Here is a 21,716-nt window from a genome sequence, read left to right on the forward strand (position 1 = left end):
AGGTCACCGCCGTCCGGACTCGGTTCCTGGGCGTACGCGCATGCCCCCCTCGGCGGCGGCAGGAGGACGTCCCGCATCCTCCGCCGGGCCGCCCGGCCCGAGATCTCAGTCTGTCACCCGTCCGGCCGAGCCGCACCCGGGCCCCAAGACGGGCCTCGACGGCAGCCCCGGCCCGAACAGCGGCAACGCGGCCGCGTCGAACGCCGGCACCGGATCACGGGGCTCCCTGCCCCGGCAGTTCCTCCGAGACCCGGGACTCGTGGTCCGTCTCGGCGCCGAGGGCGAACTCGCGGGCGTAGGCGGCCTCGTCGATCGTGCCGCGCAGACGGCCGGCGATGCGCTCCACGTCACCCCGCTCCGCAGGCGGGTGCGGAGCGCCCGCGCGTTCCCTGGTCGCCGCCGCCGTGCCGAGCAGACGGATCGCCCGCCGCGGCGACCCGGCCAGGGAGTACGCGCCCGCCAGGCCCTCCAGCGCCAGGGCGACCGAGCGGGGGTCCTTCGTCGTCGCTGCGGCCCGCAGACCGTCCCGGTGGTGGGCGAGGGCTCGGTCGGCGTCGCCGCGCTGCTCGGCGATGAAGCCCAGTTCGGCCAGGACCAGCGCGAGTCCCGGCCCGTCGCCGCGCCTGCGGTTCCAGGCGAGCCAGGGCCGCAGCCACTCCTCGGCGGCGGCGAGCCGGCCCTGCCGCCGGGCGCTCAGCGCGAGGCCCAGCGCGGCGAACTGCTCGGCCGGCTGATTGCCCTGCTCGGCCGCGATCCGCAGGGCGCGCGTGTGCAGGTCGTCGGCCTCGTCGCAGCGCTGGGTGAGCAGGGCGATCCTGCCGAGACCCGACAGCTTCGTCGACATCTCGGGCCACATCTCCAGGGCCTGCGTGATCCGCAGACCCTCCCTGTGCAACTGGGCCGCGAGGTCGTAGTCGCCGTTGATCTCGGCGAGCCTGCCCAGCAGGTCGGCCGTCTTCAACCGGCCCCACAGGTCGCCCAGTTCGGCGAAGTGGGCGCGTGCCTCCTCGGCGTTGCCGCGCAGCCCCTCCAGGTCACCGCGCGCCAGCGCGAAGCAGGCGCGCGTGGTCAGCGAGGCCGCCATTCCCCACGCGTCGCGCAGGGTGCGGAAGCGGACCAGGACGTGCTCGACCCGCCGCTCGCCCTCGGCCAGCGCACCCACCGTCCACTGCGCGTGCGCCAGGAACCACTGCGCCCTGGTCGACTCCGCGCTGGACTCCGGCGGGTACTCCGCCGGCGCGTCGCACTCCCGGTCGTGCTCGCCGAGCAGCAGACGGATGCCCGTGTACCAGAAGACCGCCTCCACCCGCTCCTCGGGCGCGGCGTCGCCCTGCGTGTCCAGGGCCGTCGCCAGCGCTCTGCCCGCCTCGCCGAGCCGGCCACGGACGTACCAGTACCAGGTCAGGGAGTTGACCAGCCGCAACGCCTCCTGCGCGGCCCCGGCCCGGGCCGCCTCGGCCAGCGCGCGCTGCACATTGGCCGCCTCGGGGTCGAGGTACTGGAACCACCGGGCCTGCTCCCGCTCGTGCAGATGCGGCCGGGCGCGCTCGGCGAGACGGACGCAGTGGCGCAGATGCCGGGCGGCGGTCCCCTCGTACTCGCCGGACTCGGCGAGCCTGTCACGCGCGTAGACCGCGACCGACTCCAGCAACCGGTAGCGCGGGCCCCGCGGTCCCTCGGTGCGGACCGCCAGAGAGCGCTCTACGAGCAGGCTCAGGGCGTCCAGGACGTCCGCGGGGGACACACCGCCACCGGAGCACACCTCCTCGGCGGCCTGGAGTCCGCAGCCCTCGCTGAACACCGACAGCCTGCGCAGCACGGTCCGCTCCCGGACGTCGAGCAGGCCCCAGCTCCAGTCGAGCGTGGCCTGGAGCGTCCGGTGCCGCGAAGGGGCGTCGCGGTAGCCGCTGTTGAGCACCCTGAAGCGGTCGTCGAGACGGTCGTGCAGCTCCCTGATGCCCAGCGAACGCACCCGGGTGGCGGCCAGCTCCAGCGCGAGCGGGATGCCGTCCAGGCGCCGGCACACGTCCGCCACCAGCGGGGCGGTGGTCGCGTCGAGCACGAAGTCGGGGTCCGTGGCGAGGGTCCGGTCCACGAAGAGCCGTACGGCGCCCGCGCTCGCCAGCGCGTCGAGGTCGGGCCCGTCGACCGGGGGCAGGGACAGCGGTGCCACCGGGTACACCGTCTCGTCCCGGGTGCGCAGCGGCTCCTGGCTGGTCGTCAGGATGTGCAGATACGGCGCCCTGCTCAGCAGGAGACCGGCCAGCCGGGCGACGGCGTCCACGACATGCTCGCAGTTGTCCAGCACGAGCAGCAGCCGCCGGCCTGCCAGCGCGTTCGCGAGGCGGTCCGTGGGGCCCTTGCAGTCGTCGTCCGGGATGTTCTCCCGGATGCCCAGCGTCGCCATGATCTGCTCGGCCAGCGACTCCACCCCGGCGAACCGCTCCAGGCCCCCGGTGTCGGCGAGTTCCACCAGCCAGGTGCCCTCGGCGAACGCGCCCGCCATGCTCTGCGCCGTGGCCTGCGCGAGACGGGTCTTGCCGACCCCGCCCGGACCGGTGAGCGTCACGAGGCGGCGCCGGGACAGCAGCGCCCGGATCGCCCCGAGGTCCTCGTCGCGGCCCACCAGGGGCGAGGCCGAAGTGGTCGGTTCCGGCGCCACCGGTGTCAACGCCGCGGGCTGTACGGCGGGCTCCGGCCGGGCCAGCACCGGGTCGTGCCGCAGGATGGCCTGTTGCAGCGCCTCCAGCGGCGGGCCCGGCGTGAGCCCCAGTTCCTCGTCGAGCCGGCGCCGCAGGTCGTTGAAGTGGTCGAGTGCGTCCGAGGAGCGGCCCGCCTGGTACAGCGCCCACATCAGCGCGCCCCGCAGCCCCTCACGCAACGGGTGCTGCTCGACCAGCTCGGTCAGTTCGCCGACCAGCAGGCTGTGCTCGCCCAACTCCAGCCGGACCGCGGCGTGTTCCTCGACGGCGGTGAGTCGCTCCTCCTCGAGGCTCGCCGCGGTCGGCCGTACACAAGGCTGATCCGCGAACTCGGCGAAGGCGGGCCCGCGCCACAGCGCCAGCGCCTCGGTGTACAGCGCGGCCCGCTTCACGGGATCCTCGACGGCCCGGGCCCGGCCGACCAGTTCACGGAACCGCCCGGCGTCCAGGGCGCCGGCGGGGATGTCCAGGACGTATCCGGGCGGCCGGTGCGCGACGAGTTCACGGGCGCCCGGCTCCGCGTCCTGAAGCGCGCGGCGCAGCTGGGACACCTTCGCCTGGAGCGAGGCGGTGGGCCGGGCGGTGAACGTCGAGCCGCCCCACAGGTCCTCGATGAGCCGGGCCGCCGGGACGACCTGCCCCTGATGGGCGAGCAGGTCCGCGAGGAGCATGCGGACCTTGACTTCGGGCACCCGCACCAGACGTCTCTCGTCCGTGCGCACCTCCAGCGGTCCCAGCACCCCGAATTCCATGATCTCAGCGTAACCGGACGCCGGACGGCGCGACTTGTGACGAAAAGGGCTCGGCCATCCGTCCGAAGTGCGTGGACGCAGCAATTCCGAAGTCGTCCGAAGCGAATCCGAAGGGGCATATGCCAGCCTTCCCGGAGGAATGCGGTTCGGCGGCGGTGCGGAAGGCGGGGGCAGGTGGCCGAGAATGAACGACTGCGGCTGGCGATCATCATCGGCAGCATCAGGAAGGGACGGTTCGGGCACGTCGCGGCGGAATGGCTCGCTTCGCGCGCCCGGCTGCGGCACGACTTCGACGTGGACGTCATAGACCTGGCCACGGCCTGGCTGCCCGACGTGATGTCCGCCGACCCGGCGGCACCCAGACCCCAGGCCGTCAAGGACCTGGCGCCCTGGCTGGCGGCGGCCGACGCGTTCGTGGTGGTCACGCCCGAGCACAACCAGACGTTCCCGGCGTCCCTGAAGAACGCGATCGACTGGTACGACGAGGAATGGCACGCCAAGCCCGTCGGATTCCTCTCCTACGGAGGCCCCTCCAGCGGCCTGTGCGCGGTGTCCGCGCTGCGCCAGGTCTTCAGCGAGGTCCACACCGTGACCGTCCACGAGACCGTCAGTTTCCACAACTACTGGGAGCGGCTCGGGCCGGACGGCACCCTGATCGCCTCCGACGACTGGGACACGTCGGCCCGGCTGATGTTCGACCGCCTCAGCTGGTGGGCCGGTGTGCTGCACCGGGCCAGGGCCGAGCGCGGATACCCGCCACCGCAAGTGAACAGACAGGAGCGCAGCGCGCCATGGACGGCCAGTGGTTCCGACGTTTCGGCGATCCCGAGCCCGACGCTCTCAGGCTGATCTGCTTCCCCCACGCGGGCGGCGCCGCCAGCGCGTACCTGCCGTTGTCCCGGTCGCTCCGGCCGCACGTCGAGGTCCGCGCCGTGCAGTACCCCGGCCGCCAGGACCGGCGGCTGGAGGCCCCGGTGGCCGACATCGGTGAACTCGCCGAGATCGTCGCCGGGAAGCTCGCGGCCGACGACGCCGAGACACCGTTCGCCTTCTTCGGGCACAGTATGGGCGCGCTCATCGCCTACGAGACGGCTCGGATCCTTCAGGAGCGCGGGGCACGACCACCTCGCATGCTCTTCCTGTCGGCCCGGGGAGCGCCGGGTCCGAGGCCCGGCCCGCACGACGTCCTGGCGGACGACGAGGCGATCCTCGCCGCGGTACGCCGGCTCGGGGGAGCCGGCGTGGAACTGCTCGACGACCCCGAGCTGGCGGCAATGGTGCTGCCGGCTCTGCGAGCCGACTACGCGGCCCTCGCCGCGTACTCCTGGACACCCCGGGAACCGCTGGACGTGCCGGTCACCGTGCTGTGCGGCGACGCCGACCCGGTCGTCGCCGTCGAGGAGGCGGCCGGCTGGCGGACGTACACCCGCGCCCGGACCGAGGTGCGGGTCTTTCCCGGCGGTCATTTCTATCTGGACCAGCGGCTCGGTGACGTCGCCGAGACGGTCCTGCGCGGCGTCCGCTCGGCGAGCGCCGCTCGGGCGGGCAACGGCGCCCGCCATGACTGAACAAGGGTGCTCTACGTACGGGGGTAGGCGTGGAATTCAAGGTTCTCGGGCCGCTGGAAGTGGTGAGCGACGGACGGAGTCTGCCGCTGGGCGGCGTCAAGCAGCGGGCGGTGCTCGCCCTGCTGCTCCTCCACGCCAACCAGGTGGTCGCCACCAGCCAGCTCCTCGACGCCCTGTGGCCCGAGGACGCGAGGCCCGTCACGGCACGCAAGATGGTGCAGAACGCGGTGTGGGGGCTGCGCGCACTGCTGGAGAGCGGCGACGGCGAGGCGCGTGACGGCACCCCGCCGCAGCTGCTCACCCGGGCGCCGGGCTACGTCCTGCGCCTCGACCCCGAACGGCTCGACGCGACCCGCTTCGAGCGCGCCGTCGCCGCCGGGCGGGCACGCCTGGACGCGGGCGAGGCCGCCGAGGCCGCGGTGCTGCTGGGGGACGCCCTCGCGGAGTGGCGCGGCTCCGCCCTGTCGGACCTGGCCGAACAGGGCGTGGAGTGGGCCGAGTTGACCGCGCTCAGGCAGCTGCGCCTGGACGCCATGGAGGACCGCTTCGAGGCGGAGCTGGCGTGCGGCCGGCACCACGCCGTGCTCGGCGAGCTGACCTCGCTGGCCGAGGCGGAGCCGCTGCGGGAGCGGCTGTGCGGGCAGCTGATGCTCGCCCTGTACCGCTGCGGGCGGCAGGCGGAGGCGCTGAGCGTGTTCAGCAAGGTGCGGCAGGCACTGGTGGAGGAGTACGGACTGGAGCCCTCCGCCTCCCTGCAGAACCTGCAACAGCGCATCCTCCGCCACGACCGGGCACTGGCCTCACCCACCGAGGACCGCACGGAGCCGAACGCCCCGAACGCCCCGAACGCCCCGGACACTTCGAACGCTCAGGACGCGGGCGCGCCGCGGCGGGACCGGGCCGTGAAGGAGAGCCACAGGGAGGCACCGGCCCGCGACACCGCCGTAGCCACCCCGGAGCCCGGGCAGGTGCCCGCACTCGCGCCGGCCGACCACGGGACAACGGTGTCGTCCTCCTGCGACGCCCCGGAGAGCGGTGACCCGACGGGCGTTCTGTCGCCCGCGTCCGGTGCGACGGACACCGGCGACCACTCGCGGGCGTCCTACGGCTCCGCCGACACCGGCGCCGTCGCCGAGCGCCGGGACGTCTGCGTGCTCGTGGTGTGCACCGAGTCCGCCGGAGACGCCGCGGCCATGGAGAGCGAGCAGCTGGACACCTCACTGCACGACGCGGTCACCGCGCTCACCGAGAGCGTCGAGACCCGCTCCGGCACCATCGTCGGCTCCATGGGAGGACTGTGCGCCGCCCTGTTCGGGTTGCGCTCCGACCGCCCCGAGGCATCGCTGAACGCGGTGCGCGCGGCCTTCGAGGCCCGCGAACGACTGGCCAGCCGCGCGGGCATGGTGATGCGTGCCGTGGTGATCTCCGGCAAGGCGATCGTGCGGCACGATCCGCACGACCCCAGGGCCGCCGTCTCCGTGGTGGGCACCCTGCTCGACAAGGCGCACGGCCTGCTCACCGGTGTCCCGAAGGGCGAGCTGTACGTCAGCGACGACGTGGCACGCGACACCGACGCCTGGGTGCGCTACGACGAGTCCACCCGCACCACCGACGGCACCGTCGGCATCCGCGAGGCCCGCTCCCTGCACCCGGCCGGACCGGCCGGACACGGCACCGACACCCGGCGCCGGCCCGAACTCGCCCTGCTGGAGAACCTGCTGGAGTACTCGCGCCACCATGACGTGCCCTGCATGCTCACGGTCCTCGGCGACCACGGCGTCGGAAAGACCCCCCTGCTGACCGAGTTCGAGCGCCGCGTCCTCGGCGACCTGGACGAAGTGCGGGTCTTACGGCCGCGCGTGCCGAAGGACGGCTACGACGCCGCCGGCCTGGCCACCGCGCTCCTGGAGGCGTCGACACCACCTCGGCACCGCGCGCCGCTCGACCCGCCGGAGCAGCGGCTGCGGGCGCTGGTGCGCTCCGCGGTCGAGTCCGACGTGGACGCGGCGCGGCTGCTGCGCGTCCTGTGCCCCGCGCCCCACTCCGGCCGGCCCGCGGACGGGGCCGAAGTGCTCGCCGCCTGGCGCGAGGTGATCGAGCACGCGGCACACCACCGCCCCCTGGTCCTCTGCCTGGACGATCTGCACCTCGCCGAGGACGTGGTGCTCGACTGGGTGGAGAGCCTCGGCGGAGCCGGCACCGGCCCGCTGCTCGTGGTCGCCTGCGGCCACTCCGACCTGCTGCTCCGCCGGCCCCTGTGGGGCAGCGGCCACGAGCACGCCAGTCGGCTGACGCTGCCGCGCCTGCGCGAGCCCGCCGCCCCGACCCAGCGCCGCACACTGCCCTTCCCGGACTGCCGTCCGTGGCGGGAGGACCGGCACCGGGTCTCGGGCCGGTTCCACGGCGGGTTCCGGGGCAGGGGAGCGGAGCCGGTCGACGTACGGCCCCGGCGCCGGGCCATGTGATGACCGGGACGAGGAATCGCGAATGGGCGCCGTGTGTGCGGGACTTGATGTGCTGTCCGTATGGACATCGCATCCCCACAGACCCGCCGCCCGGTACGGCAGACCTCCCGGCCGGTGCGCGCCGCCGCCGGCGACATGGACGCCCCGCTGGCCGTCTTCGTCGGCACCCGGTTCGCCGAGGCCCTGCACGACGGGCTGCGCCGGGCCCGTAGCCCCCGGGACGCCGGCCAGGCGCAGCCCGACTCCGAGCGTCCCGCCCGGCCGCCCGGCGCCGCCGCGGCCCGGCAGGACGCCCTGCTCGTCGAGTACGCCGTGGAGATACTGGCCCGCTTCCGCGCCGGGCTGCGGGCCTTACCGGGCGTCAGCAACGCGGAGCGGACCCGGATCACCTCTTGGGCGCGGCGGGTGCTCGGCCCACCCGGGCTCGCGGGCCCGCCGCGCGCGGGCGACGCCGCCCACTGGGAGGCCGTCGCGGGGTCGCTGCTCGTCGAATCGGCGGCGGACGTCCTGCCCGCCGGGTCCCCGGACGTCCCCCGGGCCCTCGGAGCCCTCGCCCGTGCCATCCGCCTGGCCGGCACGAGCGGGACCCGCTCAGGCGACCGCGGAGCCGCGGAGCGGCAGGAGCGTGGGCGTCGGTAGTCGGGGCGGGGTGTCTTCAGGCTCCGGGCACCGGGGGGGGGCCGGGGACGCTCAGGCGACCTCGGACTCCCGCAGCGGCGGAAGCAGCGACTCCAGTAGCCGGTCCAGGGCGTCGCCGGCCTCCGGGCTCAGGCTCAGGGTCACCGTGCGCGGGTGCGCGGTGGCCCAGCCCGGACGCCGGTCCGGCAGCCCGGAGTCCGCGCCGACGACGTTGAGCAGCGGCACGCCGGCATGGGTCTGCGTCAGCCGCTCCACCACGTCCAGCAGCGCGTCGTCGGCGTGCTGGAGGTCGTCCCAGATCAGCACCAGCGGCTGCTTGCGTGCCGCCCGCGCCAGGAACTTCCCCCACGCCCGCAGCACTTCACCGGTCCCCGCCTCCGCCACCGTCGTCGGGCGGGGCGACAGCAGCCGGGCCAGGGGCGCGTACAGGTCCGCCCCGTCGGCCGGGCCGAGGCCGTCGAGCGTGGCCCGCAGCCGCGCCGTCGCGTGTGCCGCGGGGGCGTCCGGCTCGATGCCGCAGTAGGCGGCCAGGATCTCCGCCGGCACCGCCAGCGGGTCGCCGGTGCGCGGCGGCGGGACCGTGCCGGCCAGCACCCGCACATGTCCGCGGTGGCTGTCCTCGACCCGCCGCTGGAACTCCATGAGCAGACGCGTCCTGGCCCGGCCCGAGCCCTGGATGAGGGTGATCAGGTGCGCCGCCGAACGCTGCCGGGTGTGCAGCAGCGTGTGCTGCATCAGCTCCAGTTCGCTGACGTGGACACCGGCGTCGGCCCCGCCCCACGGCTGGTCCGCGGCCTCGTCGTGCAGCGCGTGCAGCTCCCACGGGGCGAGAGCGGAGGCACAGGCCCGCCGGAACGCCGCCGCCCGCTCGCCGTGCCGGCGGGTCTCGTCGCAGACGTGGATCTCCCCGGCCTGCACATGGTCGAGCATCGTCCGGCAGGTGTCGACGAGCCGGCCACCGCCCCAGGGTGACGGCGAGTCGGCGCAGGGCCGGCGCGGCAGCCGGGCCTCCCCGGAAGCCACGGCCGCGTGTACGGTCAGTCCGCGCACGGCTGCCTGCGGCGGGGTCAGCGTGCCGGTGGGGACGCTGAGGCTGTCACGGACTGCGGCGGCGGTACGGACCGCGCGCTGGGCGATGTCGGCCGGGTCCGCGCCGTCGGCGAACACGGCGAGGACCGTCGACCCGAGCACGGACGTCACCCGGCCGCCGTGCAGTTCGGTCTTCTCCCGGGCGATCTGCGTCAGCACGTCGAGCACGCGGTCCCGGTCCTCGGCCAGCACCCGCCCCAGCTCCCCGCCGAGGCCGAAGCGCAGCATGACCACGCTGGCGGTACGGGACTCGTGCGCGGCGGGGGAGGGGATCCTGGCAGCGGGTGCGACCGGTGCCGAGGGGGTGGTGACCGGTTCGGCGGACGCGGAAGGCTCGGGAGCCGTGGCCGCGGGCAGGGCGGACGCCGGCACCGTGGCGGGCCCGGCCGGGGAATCGGCGGGCCGGACGGCAAGGGACCGCGGAGCCCGGGATGCCGGAGAATCGGAGATCCGGGTCGTCGGGGACTCCGGACCCCGGTTCGCCGGGGCGAGGTGTGCCCGCTCCCGGGTGCCCGCCGTGCGGGGTGCCTCCAGCGTGGGGTCCTGGGTGAGGATCGCCTGCTGCAACCGGTGCAGTTCGCGCCCCGGCTCCAGCCCGAGCCCGTCCACCAGCGCGGAGCGCACCCGGCCGAACACCGCCAGCGCCTCCGCCTGCCGCCCGCACCGGTACAGCGCCACCATCAGCTGCCCCGAGGCGCGCTCCCGCAGCGGTTCCGCGGCCACCAGGCTCTCGATGTCGGGCAGCACCAACTGGTGCCGGCCGCAGGCGAGGGCGGCCTCGAAGTGATCCTCCATGACATCGAGCCGCCGGTTCTGCAGCGCCGTCAGCTCAGGCCAGCAGATGCCCTCCTCCACCAGGTCGGACAGGACGGGCCCGCGCCACAGCGCCAGCGCCTCGCCGAGCGACCGGCGGGCACGCTCCACCTCGCCGGCCGCCAGCGCGGCCCGCCCGGTCACCACCCGCTGCTGGTAGTCGAGCAGGTCGACGCGCTGCTGGGGCACGCGCAGCAGATAGCCGGGCGCCCGGGTCAGCAGCTCGGGGCCCTGCTCGGCCCTGGGCGGTCGCGACAGCACGCCGCGCAGCTTCCACACGGCGTTCTGGAGGATCTTGCGCGCGGTCATCGGCGCGTCGTCGTCGGCCCACAGGGCGGACAGCAACTGGCTGGTGGACACCACCTGGTTCGCCTGTAAGAGCAGATACGCCAGCACCGCGCGCTGTCTGTGCCCGCCCAGGTCCACCAGGCCGTCCGGATTCTCTATTTCCAGTGGACCCAGTATTCGGAAATGCATGAACTCCCCCGCTTCCGCTCGCTCCAGTGTGCTGCGTTCCCAGGGAAGCGGTGCCCGCCCGCCCGACGGGCCTAGGGCGCGTTCCGCTTCCCGTTCTGCCTCGGGCGCGCAGGGCCCGGTCACGGCCGCACGTGCCCGCACTGCCCTGGGAGTCCACCGGTGGGGGGAGGCGACGGACCCACCAGGAGTGGATCAGCGGCCGACGCCTATGAGTTCGTCGCCGGCCTGCTTGCGCAACAGTGTGCACACGTCATGCAGTCCGGCGTACAACTGACCCAGCTCGTCGTCTGTGACATAAATCGAGGGCTCGAAGCGCAACGTTTTGACCGCACTCGCCGTCGGGAACGTCCGCACCCGGTGCCGGCGCAGCAGATGACCCGCCAGGAAATAGCCGAACAGGCCGCTCCGCGCGATCTGGCTCAGCTCCGGCGACGACGCGTCGGACTGGTCGTGGAATTCCAGGCCCTGCATCAGCCCGTCCCCGCGCACGTCCGCCACCACGTCGGGGAATTCTGCCCGCAGCGCGTCGAGTTTCGCGCGCAGCGCCGCCCCGCGTTCCTCGGCCTGCCGGTACGCCGCTCCGCCGTCCCTTTCCAGGAGTTCGAGGACCTTCAGCGCGATGTGGCAGGAGAAGCTGTCCTTGGCGAAGGTCGAGCTGTGCACGATCTCGAAATCCCGCCGGTACCGCTTTTCGCGCACCAGCATCACGGACGCCTTCGCGATGCCGCCGCCGAGCGTCTTGGCGAGGGTGTAGTAGTCACCGCGCAGCCCGATCCGGGAACTGGCGAGCAGAGTTCCGGTACGGCCCATTCCGCTCTGGATCTCGTCCACGACGACCGGGCAGTCGATCCGCTCGCAGAACTCCTGGATCGCCCGGGCGAATTCGCGGGACAGCACCCGGATTCCGCCCTCGCCCTGCACGGGCTCGACGAGGAAGGCGCAGAACACCGGGAACTCGTGCTCCGTGACGGTGATCCTGCCGTTGTCCGTGCTCAGGCCGAGCAGCACCCGGCGCTCGCGCGCGTACACGGCGTCCAGGTCCTCGGGGCTGTCCTGCGGCACGAACCGGGCCTGCGCGGCGAGGGACTTGAAGGGCAGCCGGTAGCCCTCGTTGTGGGTCAGCTGCACACTCCCGGCGAGCTTGCCGTGGAAGCCGCCCTCCAGGGCGAGGAACAGCGGCGGGGCACCGGCGGTCTCCTCGTTGCGCTGCCTGATCGCCGCCTCCAGGAGGCGTACGGCATCGTTGTCGTCGGCGGCCAGGGCGACCCCGAGCCGGGCGGCCGCCTCCCCGTGAACGGTGGCCGATCCGTCCGCCGCGGCGGCGCGTGCCGCGGCCAGTTCGGCGTCGACGGTGCCGAGCAGTTCGGATATCCGTATGCCCCGGTCCAGTTCGGCGTGTTTGACGGCGGCTTCCACCGATTCCGCGCCACTGTTGCCGAAGATGGCGTAATAAGGCTCGTCGTCGGCGAGTTCACGCGCGATGATGCGGTTCAGTTCGGCGGCCAGCCGGTTCGCGTAGGGGTGGCGCGAGAACTGCGCGTGGATGGGGGTATGTTCGGCGAGCAGCTGCCGGGCGTACTCGGTGATCTCCGGGTGATGGTGGCCGAGCAGCACCGAGCCGTATCCGCCGGCGAAGTCCACGACCGGGATCTCGGCCCCGTCGTCGTCCAGCACGTACAGGGTGTTTCCCGCGGCGCGCACGTATTCCACGGCCAGGCCCGCGGTGTCGAGTACCTGGCGAAGATAGGGCTCGGCGAGTTCGCGTTCCGCGGCTGCGGCGGAGGTCTCAGTCATGCCCTCAGGGTCCGATGACGCAGTAAACGTACGGTCATTGAAAGGTCATCGGTCTCGTCCGGTCACAGGAGGCCCACCGGTTACCCGGGCATGAAGGAACCGCGAGACGCCGCGACTACGTTGATTTTCGCCGGCTGCTCTTCCGCGGACGGCACTGACGTGTCCCGTGTGACCCATCGGAGAGTGGCATGAATTCCGCGTCCGCCGAACTCGATCACGCTGCCGTGCGTTCCGGTCACGAACCGGTACGGCCGGACCGGCTGCGGGAGGTGATGTCCCGCTTCGCCACCGGCGTCACGGTCCTCACCGTGGGCGGCGAACACCTGCACGCCATGACGGCGAACGCCTTCAGCTCGGTCTCCCTCGACCCCCCGGCGGTGCTGTGCAGCGTCGGCCACAGCGCGGTCATGCACGACGCGCTCACCGCGGCGGGCCGCTTCGCCGTGAACATACTCGGCGCCCACCAGGAGCCGGTCGCCCGGCACTTCGCCGACAAGAGCCGCACGCTGGGCGCCGCCCAGTTCGAGCGGGTGGACTGGCGTGCCGGCGAGCACACGGGGGCGCCGATCCTCGACGACTCGGTGGCGTGGCTGGAGTGCGAGCTGACCGAGTCGCACGCCTTCGGCGACCACACCATCTTCATCGGCACCGTGCTGGCGACGGGCCAGGGAGCCGCGGGCGAGGAGCTGCTGTTCGTCAACGGCCGCTTCGGCAGGCCCGCCACCGCCTCCTGATCCGCCCCGTACGGGCGGGCACGACAGGGGCGGCACCACCCGGAGACCGGTGGTGCCGCCCCTGTCGTGTGCCGATGCCTCCCGCGGGTGCGGGAGGCCCGGCCGTCACAGGAAGTACGTGCCCGGGTCCAGGCCGAGCAGGACGCGTCCCTGGACCTCCAGGTTGGCGTCGCGCTGGACCAGGGCGTGCAGCGCGAAGCCCTGGATGTCGCGGTGGAAGCGCTGCATGGCGACCTCGCGCCGGATGACCGAGCCGCCGCTCGCCGTGTACAGCAGCTCCACGGCCTCCTTGGCGAGCTGCGCCGTGTACGCCGTCCGGCCGCGGATCACGGCCTTCTCCTCGTCGGTGGGCTGCTCGCCCGCGTCGGCGCTGCGCTGGAGGACCTCCAGCCACAGGTCCGCGAGCGCCTCGGCGGCGTCGATCTTGTTGCGGGCGGTGGCGACCTGGATCTGGGTGAGCGGGTGCAGCTTCTGGTCGGTCCAGTCGGTGTACGTGATGCCGCGGCCCGGCAGCCGGTCGAGGAACAGTTCGTAGGCGCCGCGCGCGATGCCGGTGAACGCGGCGGCGACGCCGGAGAGCACATAGCCGAGGAGCCCGTAGTTGCGGCCGGTGGCACCGGTGTTGGAGCGGTCGCCGGTCGCGCTGACCATGGCCTCCTCCAGGGAGACCACACGGTGGGCCGGTACGAACACGTCCCGCGCCGTGGTCGAGCAGCTGCCGGTGGCGGCCCCGGCGCTGACGTGCCAGTCGTCGGCGACCTCCAGCTCGGCGACCGGGACGAGCGCGACGAGTTCCTCACTGGTGCCGTCGGGGCGCTCCACCATCGCGGCGAGCAGATCCCAGTCGGCCCCCCGGACACCGGAGTTGTAGTGCCAGGTGCCGGTCAGACGGTAGCCGCCGTCGACGGGCGTGAGGGTGCCGGTGGGGGCGAAGACTATGGACACGCGGGTGCTGCCGCCCGCGAAGACCTCCTCCTGCGCCCGGTCCGGGTAGAGGGAGGCGCACCAGGTGCTGGTGAGCCACACCATGGTCAGCCAGCCGGTGGACGGGCAGCCGCTCGCGACCTCGGCGATGACCTTGAACTGGTCGGCCACGCCGAGGTCGAGCCCGCCGTGGGCCCTGGGCACCGAGGCGCGGAACACGCCCGCCTTCTCGAGCAGCCGGATGTTCTCCTCGGGTATCCAACGCCGCTCCTCCGCCTCCACGCCGTTCGCACGCAGCGTGGGGACGGCCTCGCGGACGGCGTCCAGTACGGTCGCGAGTTCTTCCTGTTCGGTCACTGTCTCTCCTCGGACGATCGTGGGTGTTCCGGCACGGCGGAGCCCCCCTGGCGCACCAGGGGGGCTCCCATGACTGCTAGTCGGCGACGAGGCCGGTCGCCGCCACCGGGCGGTCGATGGCCATCAGCCAGCGGCCGTCCTCGATGCGGCGCAGCACATCGGTGCAGACACCCTCCAGGCGGACGGGTTCACCGTCCGGGCCGGTGGTGTCGATGGAGTACTCGACGCCGATCAGCGCGACGTCGCCGGCCACGTACGAGTGGGTGACCTTCGCCTTCAGGGTCGGCTTGGCGGACAGGAACTCCTTGAAGAACTTCAGCCGGTCGGCGCCCGTCAGGGGCTCGCCGGAGAAGTTCGACACCGAGTCCTCGAGGTAGAGGCGGTTGAACAGCTCACCGTCACCCGAGTTGAACACCTGGATGAAGATCTCGTTCTGGATGTCGGTGTCGGAGGTGAGGTCGGGCCGTTCCGGGTCGAACGGGACGGTGAAGGAGGTGGCAGACATGGCTGAGCGCTTCCCTTCCGGGGGATGGTGGGTGGGTGATGCGTCGGCGGTCATTCCTCGCCCGCTGCCTGCCGCGCGGCACGCAGACCGGACTCGATGGCGCCGTCGATGTAGCCGCTCCAGCCGTTGGCTATGTCACCGCTGGCGAACGAGAGCCGCCCGCTGGTGAAGGTGACATCCGGGTAGAGCGTGGTGAGCTGACGCGGCTTGCGGAAGGCCCAGCCGCCGCGCGCGTAGGGGTCGCGGCCCCAGTCGTGCACCTTGAGTCCGATGATGTCCAGGTTCACGCCGAGCTGCTGCACGGCCTTCTTGACCTGCGTGACACTGGTCGGGTCGAGCCGCGGGTCGGTGCTGAAGGCGACGTAGAGCATGCCCTCGCTCGTCTCCTTGAACGGCAGCAGCATGGGGATCGGCGAACCGCCCTCGGCGCCCTGGCCGTAGACCCGGCCGGCTCCCTTGCGGGCGTGGATCCACAGCTTGACCGCGTTGGCGACGGCGATGCCCTGGGTCGTGGCGGTGGTGAGCGCCGCGGGCAGGGACGGGGTGAACTTGACCGTGCTCAGGGCGTTGACGGGCATCGCGACGACGACCGCCTTGGCGCTGTAGCGGGTGCCGGAGGTGGTGGTGACGTACGCGACCGAACCGGTGTCGTTCACCGAGGCGACCGGCGAGCTGAGCTTGATCGTCGGCTTGGCCTCGTTGATCATCGCCTGGAGCAGGGCCTTGGTGCCCTTGGCGATGCGCCAGCGCATGGTGTCGTTCCACCCCTGGTTGGTGTGGCCGGCCAGCGCCCACCAGTGGGCGAACATCGTGAACGCGCCGGTCGTGCTCGACCCGCCGGCGTAGACCGCCGTCTGCCCGTTGACGAGGAGTTCCTCCTCGGGCGTGAGGGCGAGCTCGGTGAGACGGTCGCGCAGCGTCAGCTTGTCCAGGTTCTGCAGCAGGTCGGACCGGTGCAGAGGCTGGAACGGCCGCTCGAAGTAGGTCCGCGAACCGTCGAACATGCGGTCGAAGATGGTGCCGATCCGGCCGAACCCGTCCTCCGGCGTGAACTGCCGCGGCCCGCTGGGCGTCGGCAGCCAGGTGGTCGAGATCGGCTCGTCCTCCTCCAACGCCAGGGAGTAGCGGGTGAGTTCGGCGCCGAGATAGGGCTGGGTCGGCTCGACCCAGGTCCCGCCGCGCTCGATCAGCTGGCCGCCGTAGGTGTCCGTCCAGGTGCGGCCGCCGATGCGGTCGCGGGCCTCCAGGACGAGCACCCGCTTGCCACGGGCGCGCAGTTCGCGGGCGGCGGTGATGCCCGCGAACCCCGCTCCGATGACGACGACGTCCCAGTCCGCCGCCTCCGCGACGCGGGTGGCGGCCGAGGCGACCTGGGTGAGCGCGGGCGTGGCGACTGCTGCCGCCCCGGCCGCCTTGAGCAGGGTGCGGCGCGTAGGCCGCGGCCGACTGGTGGGTCCGGTGGTGTGCATGGTGCGGTCTGTCCCCCGTGTACTGGATGCGGGCCCGCCGTGCGGAACCGACATGTCACTCATGAGCCAAGGTGCTTTCGGATCTGTGTGCCGCGGCGCTCGCGCCGGTCAGCTCGCCTGGCCGTACGGGTCGTCGATGGCGTAGCGCCACACCCCGTCCTCGCCGAGGGTCAGCACGTCCACCCCGACGCCCTCGAGGTGCTCGGTCGTGCCGTCGGCACCGGGGATGTCGATCGTCCAGTCGACGATCATCAGCGCGGTCTCACCGGTCACGAAGACCTGCCGGGGCTTGGCGGCCATCCGCGGCCCCGCCTCCAGGAATTCCCGCTGGTACTTACGGCGCTCGTCGCCGCTCAGCGGCTTGCCCGGTTCCCATACGGCGACGGCGTCGGCCGTGTAGAACTTCTCGACCGTCTCGAAGTCCCCGGCGTTGACTGCCTCGACGTAACGAGCGGTGTGGTTTTCCAGTTCCGCGACGAGCTCGGACATGGCGGAAATCGACCTGCCTTCTTGGCTGGAGAACGTTTGGGAGGAACGCTCCGGAGAAAGAACGTTCAACATGGGTGCATGCACGGTCGGTGCGGGCGCTCGTGCAATTCCGTGGCCGACACTATTCGGGTGAGTTCAACGTTCCAGCCACGCCGCGGTAATACCGTGGTCTCCCGGATTCGGGGCAGGACATGACAGTGCCGCCGCGGGCGACTGTCTGCCAGTCGCCCCGGCGGCACGTGATCCGGTCGGGCGGGGAGGGTTACGCCTGGCGCACCCGGCCGTCCCAGCGCCAGGCACCGCGACGCGGCAGGCCCGGCAGGGAGGCGCGGCCCGTGCACCACAGGAGTGTCTCGGCGGGGGAGTGGCCGGCCGGCGCGTCCGGGAAGAGCCGCTCGACGACGGGCGCCGCCAGCGCGTCCGAGGGCGTGTACTCCACGCCCACGGCCTGCGCGATGTCCCGTCCGTGGACGACGAGTTCGAGCACGCCCATCGCCGCGAACCCGGCCGCGTCGGAGTGCCCGTACGGGTGCCAGGCCCGGGCGTCCGGCTCCGTGTCACGCACGGTGCCGGCCAGCAGCGTGCCGGCGATCCGGATGCCCTCCAGCGCGGCCGGCACGGGGGCGTGCCCGTCGATCGAGGAGAACAGGGTGATGTAGCGGTCGGCGGGGCGGGCGATGAGCAGCCCGGCATAACCCACGACGCCGAGCGCGATGTGCGAAAGCGTTTCCCGACAGCTCCAGTCCAGATCACCCGCTTTTCCGCGCCAGTCCTGATCTGCTCCCTTTTCCAGTGCCGAAGTGGTGTCCTCGGCCGCCGTTCGTACCAGTTCGGGCCATGAAAGAGTCATGTGGGGATGTTCCCACATGCGGCCTCGCGGGCACCGTCCGCTCATTTTCCGGTCAGTGGCCGGTAATTGCCCGGTAATTGTGCGGCATCTGCGGCCGGACCACCGGAGGTACGGCGGTGATGACCGGGCGATGAGTGCACTCTTACTGAATTCCCCGAGCCTTTCGTTAAGGTTTTGAACTGCCCGGAGAGCGCTGGGTTCTCGCGCCTCCCGACCGGCAGTACGCATCACTATCGAGGAGCCGGAAATGGCTACGAACGACGACCTGGCAGCCGTACTGGAGGCCGTGGACAGCATCGTCCCCGCGCTGCGCGAGAACGGCCGTGCCGCCGAGGACCGCGGCTGGCTGCTGGACGAGAGCATCGAACTCCTGGAGAAGGCCGGCGTGTTCCGCATGGCCGTGCCGCGCCGCTTCGGCGGACTCGACCTGCCGCTCGCCGACCAGGCGAAGGTCATCACCGAGATCGGCCGCGGCTGCCCGGCCGCCGCCTGGGTGACCATGGTGTGGGTCACGAGCACCTGGACGGCGACGCTCTACCCCGACCGCACCCAGGAAGAGGTCTTCGCGGCCGGCTCCGTCAAGATCTCCAGCGCGTTCGCGCCGACCGGCGTCGCGGTTCCCACCGACGGCGGCTACCTCCTCAACGGCACCTGGAAGTTCAACACCGGCTGCAAGGGCGCCGACTGGGACTTCACCGCCGCCATGGTGCGCAACCCCGACGGCACCGAGGGCGAGATCATGGCCCTCGTCCCGATGGACCAGCTCAAGGTCGTCGACGACTGGGACGTCTCCGCCGGCGCCGCCACCGGCAGCGCCACCGCGGTCGCCGAGGACGTCTTCGTGCCGGCCCACCACGCGGTGTCCTTCGAGGAGGTCATGGTCAGCGCGACCGGCGACCGCTCCAACACCGGCGCCACCGGCCGCAACTACGGGCTGCTCAGCTTCGTGATGGCCGAGTGCGCCGCCGTGTTCATCGGCATCGCGCGCGGCGCCTACGAACTGTTCCTCGACCGGCTGCCGGGCCGCGGCATCACGTACACCGACTGGACCGACCAGAAGCTGCACCCGCTCACCCAGATCCAGGTCGCCACCGCCCGCAACAAGATCGACGCCGCCGAGGCCCTGTCGACCCGCTGGCTCACCCTCCTCCAGGAGCGCGCCGACGCCGGCGAGCAGCCCACCGACGACGAGAAGGCGATCGTGCGCGGCCAGACCGGCTTCGCCGCCCAGCTCGCCAAGGAGGCCGTGGAAATCCTGTACAACGCGAGCGGCGGCTCCGTCATCCGGCGCGACGTCCACCTCCAGCGCTTTAACCGCGACATCCAGGGCTTCGCCCTGCACGCGCTCGCCAACGCCGACGTCAACCTCGAACTCCAGGGCCGCGTCCTGGTCGGCCTGGAGCCCGGCACCGTCTTCCTCTGAGCCGACGCCCGGACAGCCCCCTTTTCCACCGGCACGCCCCGCGCGCCGGACCGTTCAGCACAACACTTCCGTACTGGAGGAACTGATTCATGGGTGACAACCACACCTCGGTGTCGGTGCTCGGCCTCGGCCTGATGGGGCAGGCCCTGGCCGCCGCCTTCCTGAAGGCCGGTCACGCCACCACCGTGTGGAACCGTTCGGCGGACAAGGCCGACGGCCTCGTCGCGGACGGCGCGGTGCGCGCCGCCGGCCCCGCCGACGCCGTCGCCGCGAGCGACCTCGTGGTCGTGTGCGTGTCGACGTACGACGTGGTCCACGACGTCATCGGCTCGCTGGGCGACGACCTGCGCGGCAAGACCGTCGTCAACCTGACCACGGGCTCCTCCGAGCAGGCGCGGCAGACCGCCGAGTGGGCGGAGAAGAACGGCGCCAAGTACCTCGACGGCGCCATCATGATCACCCCGCCCGGGATCGGCGCCGAGACGTCCGTCCTCTTCTACGCCGGCGACCAGGCCGTCTTCGACGCCCACGAGCCCGTGCTGAAGCTCCTCGGCGGCGGCACCACCTACCTCGGCACCGACCACGGCAAGCCGGCCCTGTTCGACGTGTCGCTGCTCGGCCTGATGTGGGGCGCCCTCAACAGCTTCCTGCACGGCGTCGCCATCGTGGAGACCGGCGACGTGAAGGCGCAGGAGTTCCTGCCCTGGGCGCACATGTGGCTCGACGCCATCAAGATGTTCACGGCCGACTACGCCGCGCAGATCGACGCCGGCGACGGAAAGTTCCCGGCCAACGACGCCACCCTGGAGACGCATCTCGGCGCGCTCAAGCACCTCGTCGAGGAGAGCGAGGCGCTCGGCGTCGACACCGAACTGCCCAAGTACTCCGAGGCGCTGATGGAGGGCATCATCGCCCAGGGCCACGCCAAGAACAGCTACGCCAGTGTCGTGAAGGCGTACCGCCGCCCGCAGAAGTGACCGGGTCCGGTATTCGCTTCACCCCCTGACGAAGGGGCCGGTTCTGAATCCCCCGTCGGAACCGGCCCCTTCCACATGCCCGAAAACCGGCGCCGGGAAATCGCCCTTCATTTCGGCCGCCGATTCCGTGCGCTTTCCGTCCAGTAATTCCCGCTCCTCGCGAAAGGTGTTCCATGACCGAGAACGGCGACAGCACGACACCTCGCGCCACCGCAGGCGTCACCCGAAGAACGCTCCTCAAAGCAGCGGGCGCCACCGCGCTCACCGCGGGCGCCGTCACGGCGACGACGTCCTCCGCCGCGGCCGAGGGCAGGCCCTACGATGCGATCGTCGTCGGCGCCGGGTACGCGGGCGGCACCGTCGCCCGGGAGCTGGGCGCCCGCGGCATGAGGGTCCTGGTGCTGGAGGCGCGCGGCCGGATCGGCGGCCGTATCGAGCCCGGCACGCTGGCCGGACAGCACATCGAACTCGGCGGCGGCTGGTTCGGCCCCGGCCAGGACCTCGTGGCCCGCGAGCTGCGGCGCTACTCGCTGACCACCACTGAGGACGTGCACGCCACCCGCATGGTCATGCCCGGCCCCGGCGGCTACGCCAGCCACACCCCGCAGGAGGCGGGCGCCCGCCTCAACAGCCTCTTCGCGGACTTCTACGCCGGCTCCGAGCAGTACTTCGAGCGGCCCTACGAGCCGCTGCACCGGGGTGATCTGCTGGCGTCCGTGGACCGCCTGTCGCTCGCCGACCGCATCGCCCAGCTCGGCCTGACCGGCGTCGACCACGACTGGGTCAGCGGCGCCACCTCGGTATTCGCCGGCGGTAACCGCACCGGCTCCCTCACCGGGCTCGCCCAGTGGTACCAGCTCGCCGGCGGCACCTACGACAAGTTCCTGTCGGTGATGAGCGAGATTCCCCAGGGCGGCATGATCGCCATCCTGGAGCGGATGCTGCACGAGTCCGGGGCGACCGTCAGCCTCAACTCGCCGGTCACCGCGATCCGGGAGCGCGGTGGCCGCACCCAGGTCGAGGTCCGCGGCGGCAGGGTCCACGAGGCGCCGGTCGTCGTGCTCGCCACGCCCGTCAACATGTGGTCCACGATCGCCTTCGAACCGGGCCTGCCCAAGGTGCACGCCGACGCCGCCCGCGAGGGCCTCGGCGTCCCGCACGCCACCAAGCTGTGGCTGCGGGTGCGGGGCACCTCGGAGGCGGTGTCCGCCCAGGCACCCGAGGGCGCCCCGATCCTGCTGCTGATCCCGCAGAAGGAACTGCCCGACGGCCGTGTCTTCGTCGCCTTCACCGGCCCCGCCCTCGACGTGTCCGACCCGCAGGCGGTGCGCGCCGCGGTCCGCGGGCTGCTGCCGGAGGCCAGGGTCGTCGAGTACCGGGCGAAGGAATGGCACAAGGACCCCTACGCGCGCGGCGGCTGGGGCCTGCGCCGGCCGGGGCAGCTCCTGCGTCAGCTGCCGGACATCCAGCAGCCGTTCGGCCGTGTCGTGTTCGCGGGCGGAGACATAGCGAGCGGCTGGAACGGCGCCTTCGTCGAAGGCGCGCTGGAGTCCGGCTTCCGTGCCGCGGAACAGGCCGCCGCCCTCGCCGGCTGACCGACGGCAGCGCCATGACCGGGCGGTGGGAAACGGGGAGTGCGGTCCCCGTCCACCGCCCGGTCATGGCGTCTTCTCTTATTCCAGACCTCCT

General features: G+C 72.4%; 16 protein-coding genes. 8 read left to right on the forward strand and 8 right to left on the reverse strand.

Annotated elements, in window-relative coordinates:
- Positions 1 to 214: 214 nt before the first annotated feature.
- Positions 215 to 3,454 (reverse strand): BTAD domain-containing putative transcriptional regulator, encoded by a 3,240-nt coding sequence (locus PGH47_RS32055; RefSeq protein WP_271666264.1) that lies wholly within the window; start codon positions 3,452 to 3,454, stop codon positions 215 to 217.
- Positions 3,455 to 3,628: 174 nt separating this feature from the next.
- On the opposite strand from PGH47_RS32055, the gene PGH47_RS32060 reads away from it, so the two are divergent.
- Genes PGH47_RS32060 through PGH47_RS32075 form a run of 4 tightly spaced genes read left to right on the forward strand, consistent with a single transcriptional unit; the run spans position 3,629 to position 8,126 of the window.
- Positions 3,629 to 4,303: an NADPH-dependent FMN reductase gene (locus tag PGH47_RS32060; RefSeq protein WP_093747569.1), complete on the forward strand. Its 675-nt coding sequence runs from the start codon at positions 3,629 to 3,631 to the stop codon at positions 4,301 to 4,303.
- Positions 4,246 to 5,022, forward strand: a complete 777-nt coding sequence (locus tag PGH47_RS32065; protein WP_271666265.1) for a thioesterase II family protein — start codon at positions 4,246 to 4,248, stop codon at positions 5,020 to 5,022. The genes PGH47_RS32060 and PGH47_RS32065 overlap by 58 nt, the downstream gene beginning before the upstream one ends.
- 29 nt (positions 5,023 to 5,051) lie before the next feature.
- Positions 5,052 to 7,487: a BTAD domain-containing putative transcriptional regulator gene (locus PGH47_RS32070; RefSeq protein WP_271666266.1), complete on the forward strand. Its 2,436-nt coding sequence runs from the start codon at positions 5,052 to 5,054 to the stop codon at positions 7,485 to 7,487.
- Between the two features lie 60 nt (positions 7,488 to 7,547).
- A complete protein-coding gene (locus PGH47_RS32075; RefSeq protein WP_271666267.1) occupies positions 7,548 to 8,126 on the forward strand; it encodes a hypothetical protein in 579 nt (192 codons plus the stop codon).
- Positions 8,127 to 8,177: 51 nt separating this feature from the next.
- Here PGH47_RS32075 and PGH47_RS32080 read toward each other — a convergent pair whose 3' ends face one another.
- Both PGH47_RS32080 and PGH47_RS32085 read right to left on the reverse strand, forming a co-directional pair.
- Positions 8,178 to 10,505 carry a BTAD domain-containing putative transcriptional regulator gene (locus PGH47_RS32080; protein ID WP_271666268.1) on the reverse strand — a complete coding sequence of 776 codons (2,328 nt, stop codon included), beginning with the start codon at positions 10,503 to 10,505 and terminating at the stop codon, positions 8,178 to 8,180.
- A gap of 192 nt (positions 10,506 to 10,697) precedes the next feature.
- Positions 10,698 to 12,299: an aspartate aminotransferase family protein gene (locus PGH47_RS32085; protein WP_271666269.1), complete on the reverse strand. Its 1,602-nt coding sequence runs from the start codon at positions 12,297 to 12,299 to the stop codon at positions 10,698 to 10,700.
- Positions 12,300 to 12,487: 188 nt separating this feature from the next.
- Here PGH47_RS32085 and PGH47_RS32090 point away from each other — a divergent pair, with 188 nt between their 5' ends.
- On the forward strand, positions 12,488 to 13,033 hold the full coding sequence (locus PGH47_RS32090; protein WP_125525130.1) for a flavin reductase family protein: 546 nt from the start codon (positions 12,488 to 12,490) through the stop codon (positions 13,031 to 13,033).
- 105 nt (positions 13,034 to 13,138) lie between these two features.
- Here PGH47_RS32090 and PGH47_RS32095 read toward each other — a convergent pair whose 3' ends face one another.
- From PGH47_RS32095 to PGH47_RS32115, 5 genes are all read right to left on the reverse strand, one after another.
- Positions 13,139 to 14,314 (reverse strand): acyl-CoA dehydrogenase family protein, encoded by a 1,176-nt coding sequence (locus PGH47_RS32095; RefSeq protein ID WP_271666270.1) that lies wholly within the window; start codon positions 14,312 to 14,314, stop codon positions 13,139 to 13,141.
- Between the two features lie 76 nt (positions 14,315 to 14,390).
- Entirely contained in the window at positions 14,391 to 14,819 is a 429-nt protein-coding gene (locus PGH47_RS32100; protein WP_107907552.1) for a YybH family protein, read from the reverse strand.
- A gap of 50 nt (positions 14,820 to 14,869) precedes the next feature.
- Entirely contained in the window at positions 14,870 to 16,288 is a 1,419-nt protein-coding gene (locus tag PGH47_RS32105; RefSeq protein WP_271666271.1) for a flavin monoamine oxidase family protein, read from the reverse strand.
- A 108-nt stretch (positions 16,289 to 16,396) separates the two neighbouring features.
- Positions 16,397 to 16,777: a YybH family protein gene (locus PGH47_RS32110; protein WP_126901679.1), complete on the reverse strand. Its 381-nt coding sequence runs from the start codon at positions 16,775 to 16,777 to the stop codon at positions 16,397 to 16,399.
- A 262-nt stretch (positions 16,778 to 17,039) separates the two neighbouring features.
- Positions 17,040 to 17,627 carry a maleylpyruvate isomerase N-terminal domain-containing protein gene (locus PGH47_RS32115; protein WP_271666272.1) on the reverse strand — a complete coding sequence of 196 codons (588 nt, stop codon included), beginning with the start codon at positions 17,625 to 17,627 and terminating at the stop codon, positions 17,040 to 17,042.
- A gap of 247 nt (positions 17,628 to 17,874) precedes the next feature.
- On the opposite strand from PGH47_RS32115, the gene PGH47_RS32120 reads away from it, so the two are divergent.
- The 3 genes from PGH47_RS32120 to PGH47_RS32130 all read left to right on the forward strand — a co-directional run bounded on the left by PGH47_RS32120 (position 17,875) and on the right by PGH47_RS32130 (position 21,622).
- Complete coding sequence (locus PGH47_RS32120; RefSeq protein ID WP_271666273.1) at positions 17,875 to 19,050, forward strand: acyl-CoA dehydrogenase family protein; 1,176 nt, start codon at positions 17,875 to 17,877, stop codon at positions 19,048 to 19,050.
- A gap of 89 nt (positions 19,051 to 19,139) precedes the next feature.
- On the forward strand, positions 19,140 to 20,027 hold the full coding sequence (locus PGH47_RS32125; RefSeq protein WP_271666274.1) for an NAD(P)-dependent oxidoreductase: 888 nt from the start codon (positions 19,140 to 19,142) through the stop codon (positions 20,025 to 20,027).
- Between the two features lie 173 nt (positions 20,028 to 20,200).
- On the forward strand, positions 20,201 to 21,622 hold the full coding sequence (locus tag PGH47_RS32130; RefSeq protein WP_271666275.1) for a flavin monoamine oxidase family protein: 1,422 nt from the start codon (positions 20,201 to 20,203) through the stop codon (positions 21,620 to 21,622).
- The last annotated feature ends 94 nt before the right edge of the window (positions 21,623 to 21,716 follow it).

Origin of the sequence: Streptomyces sp. HUAS 31 (genome assembly GCF_028198125.1) — a bacterium.
Taxonomy (GTDB): Bacteria; Actinomycetota; Actinomycetes; order Streptomycetales; family Streptomycetaceae; genus Streptomyces; species Streptomyces chartreusis.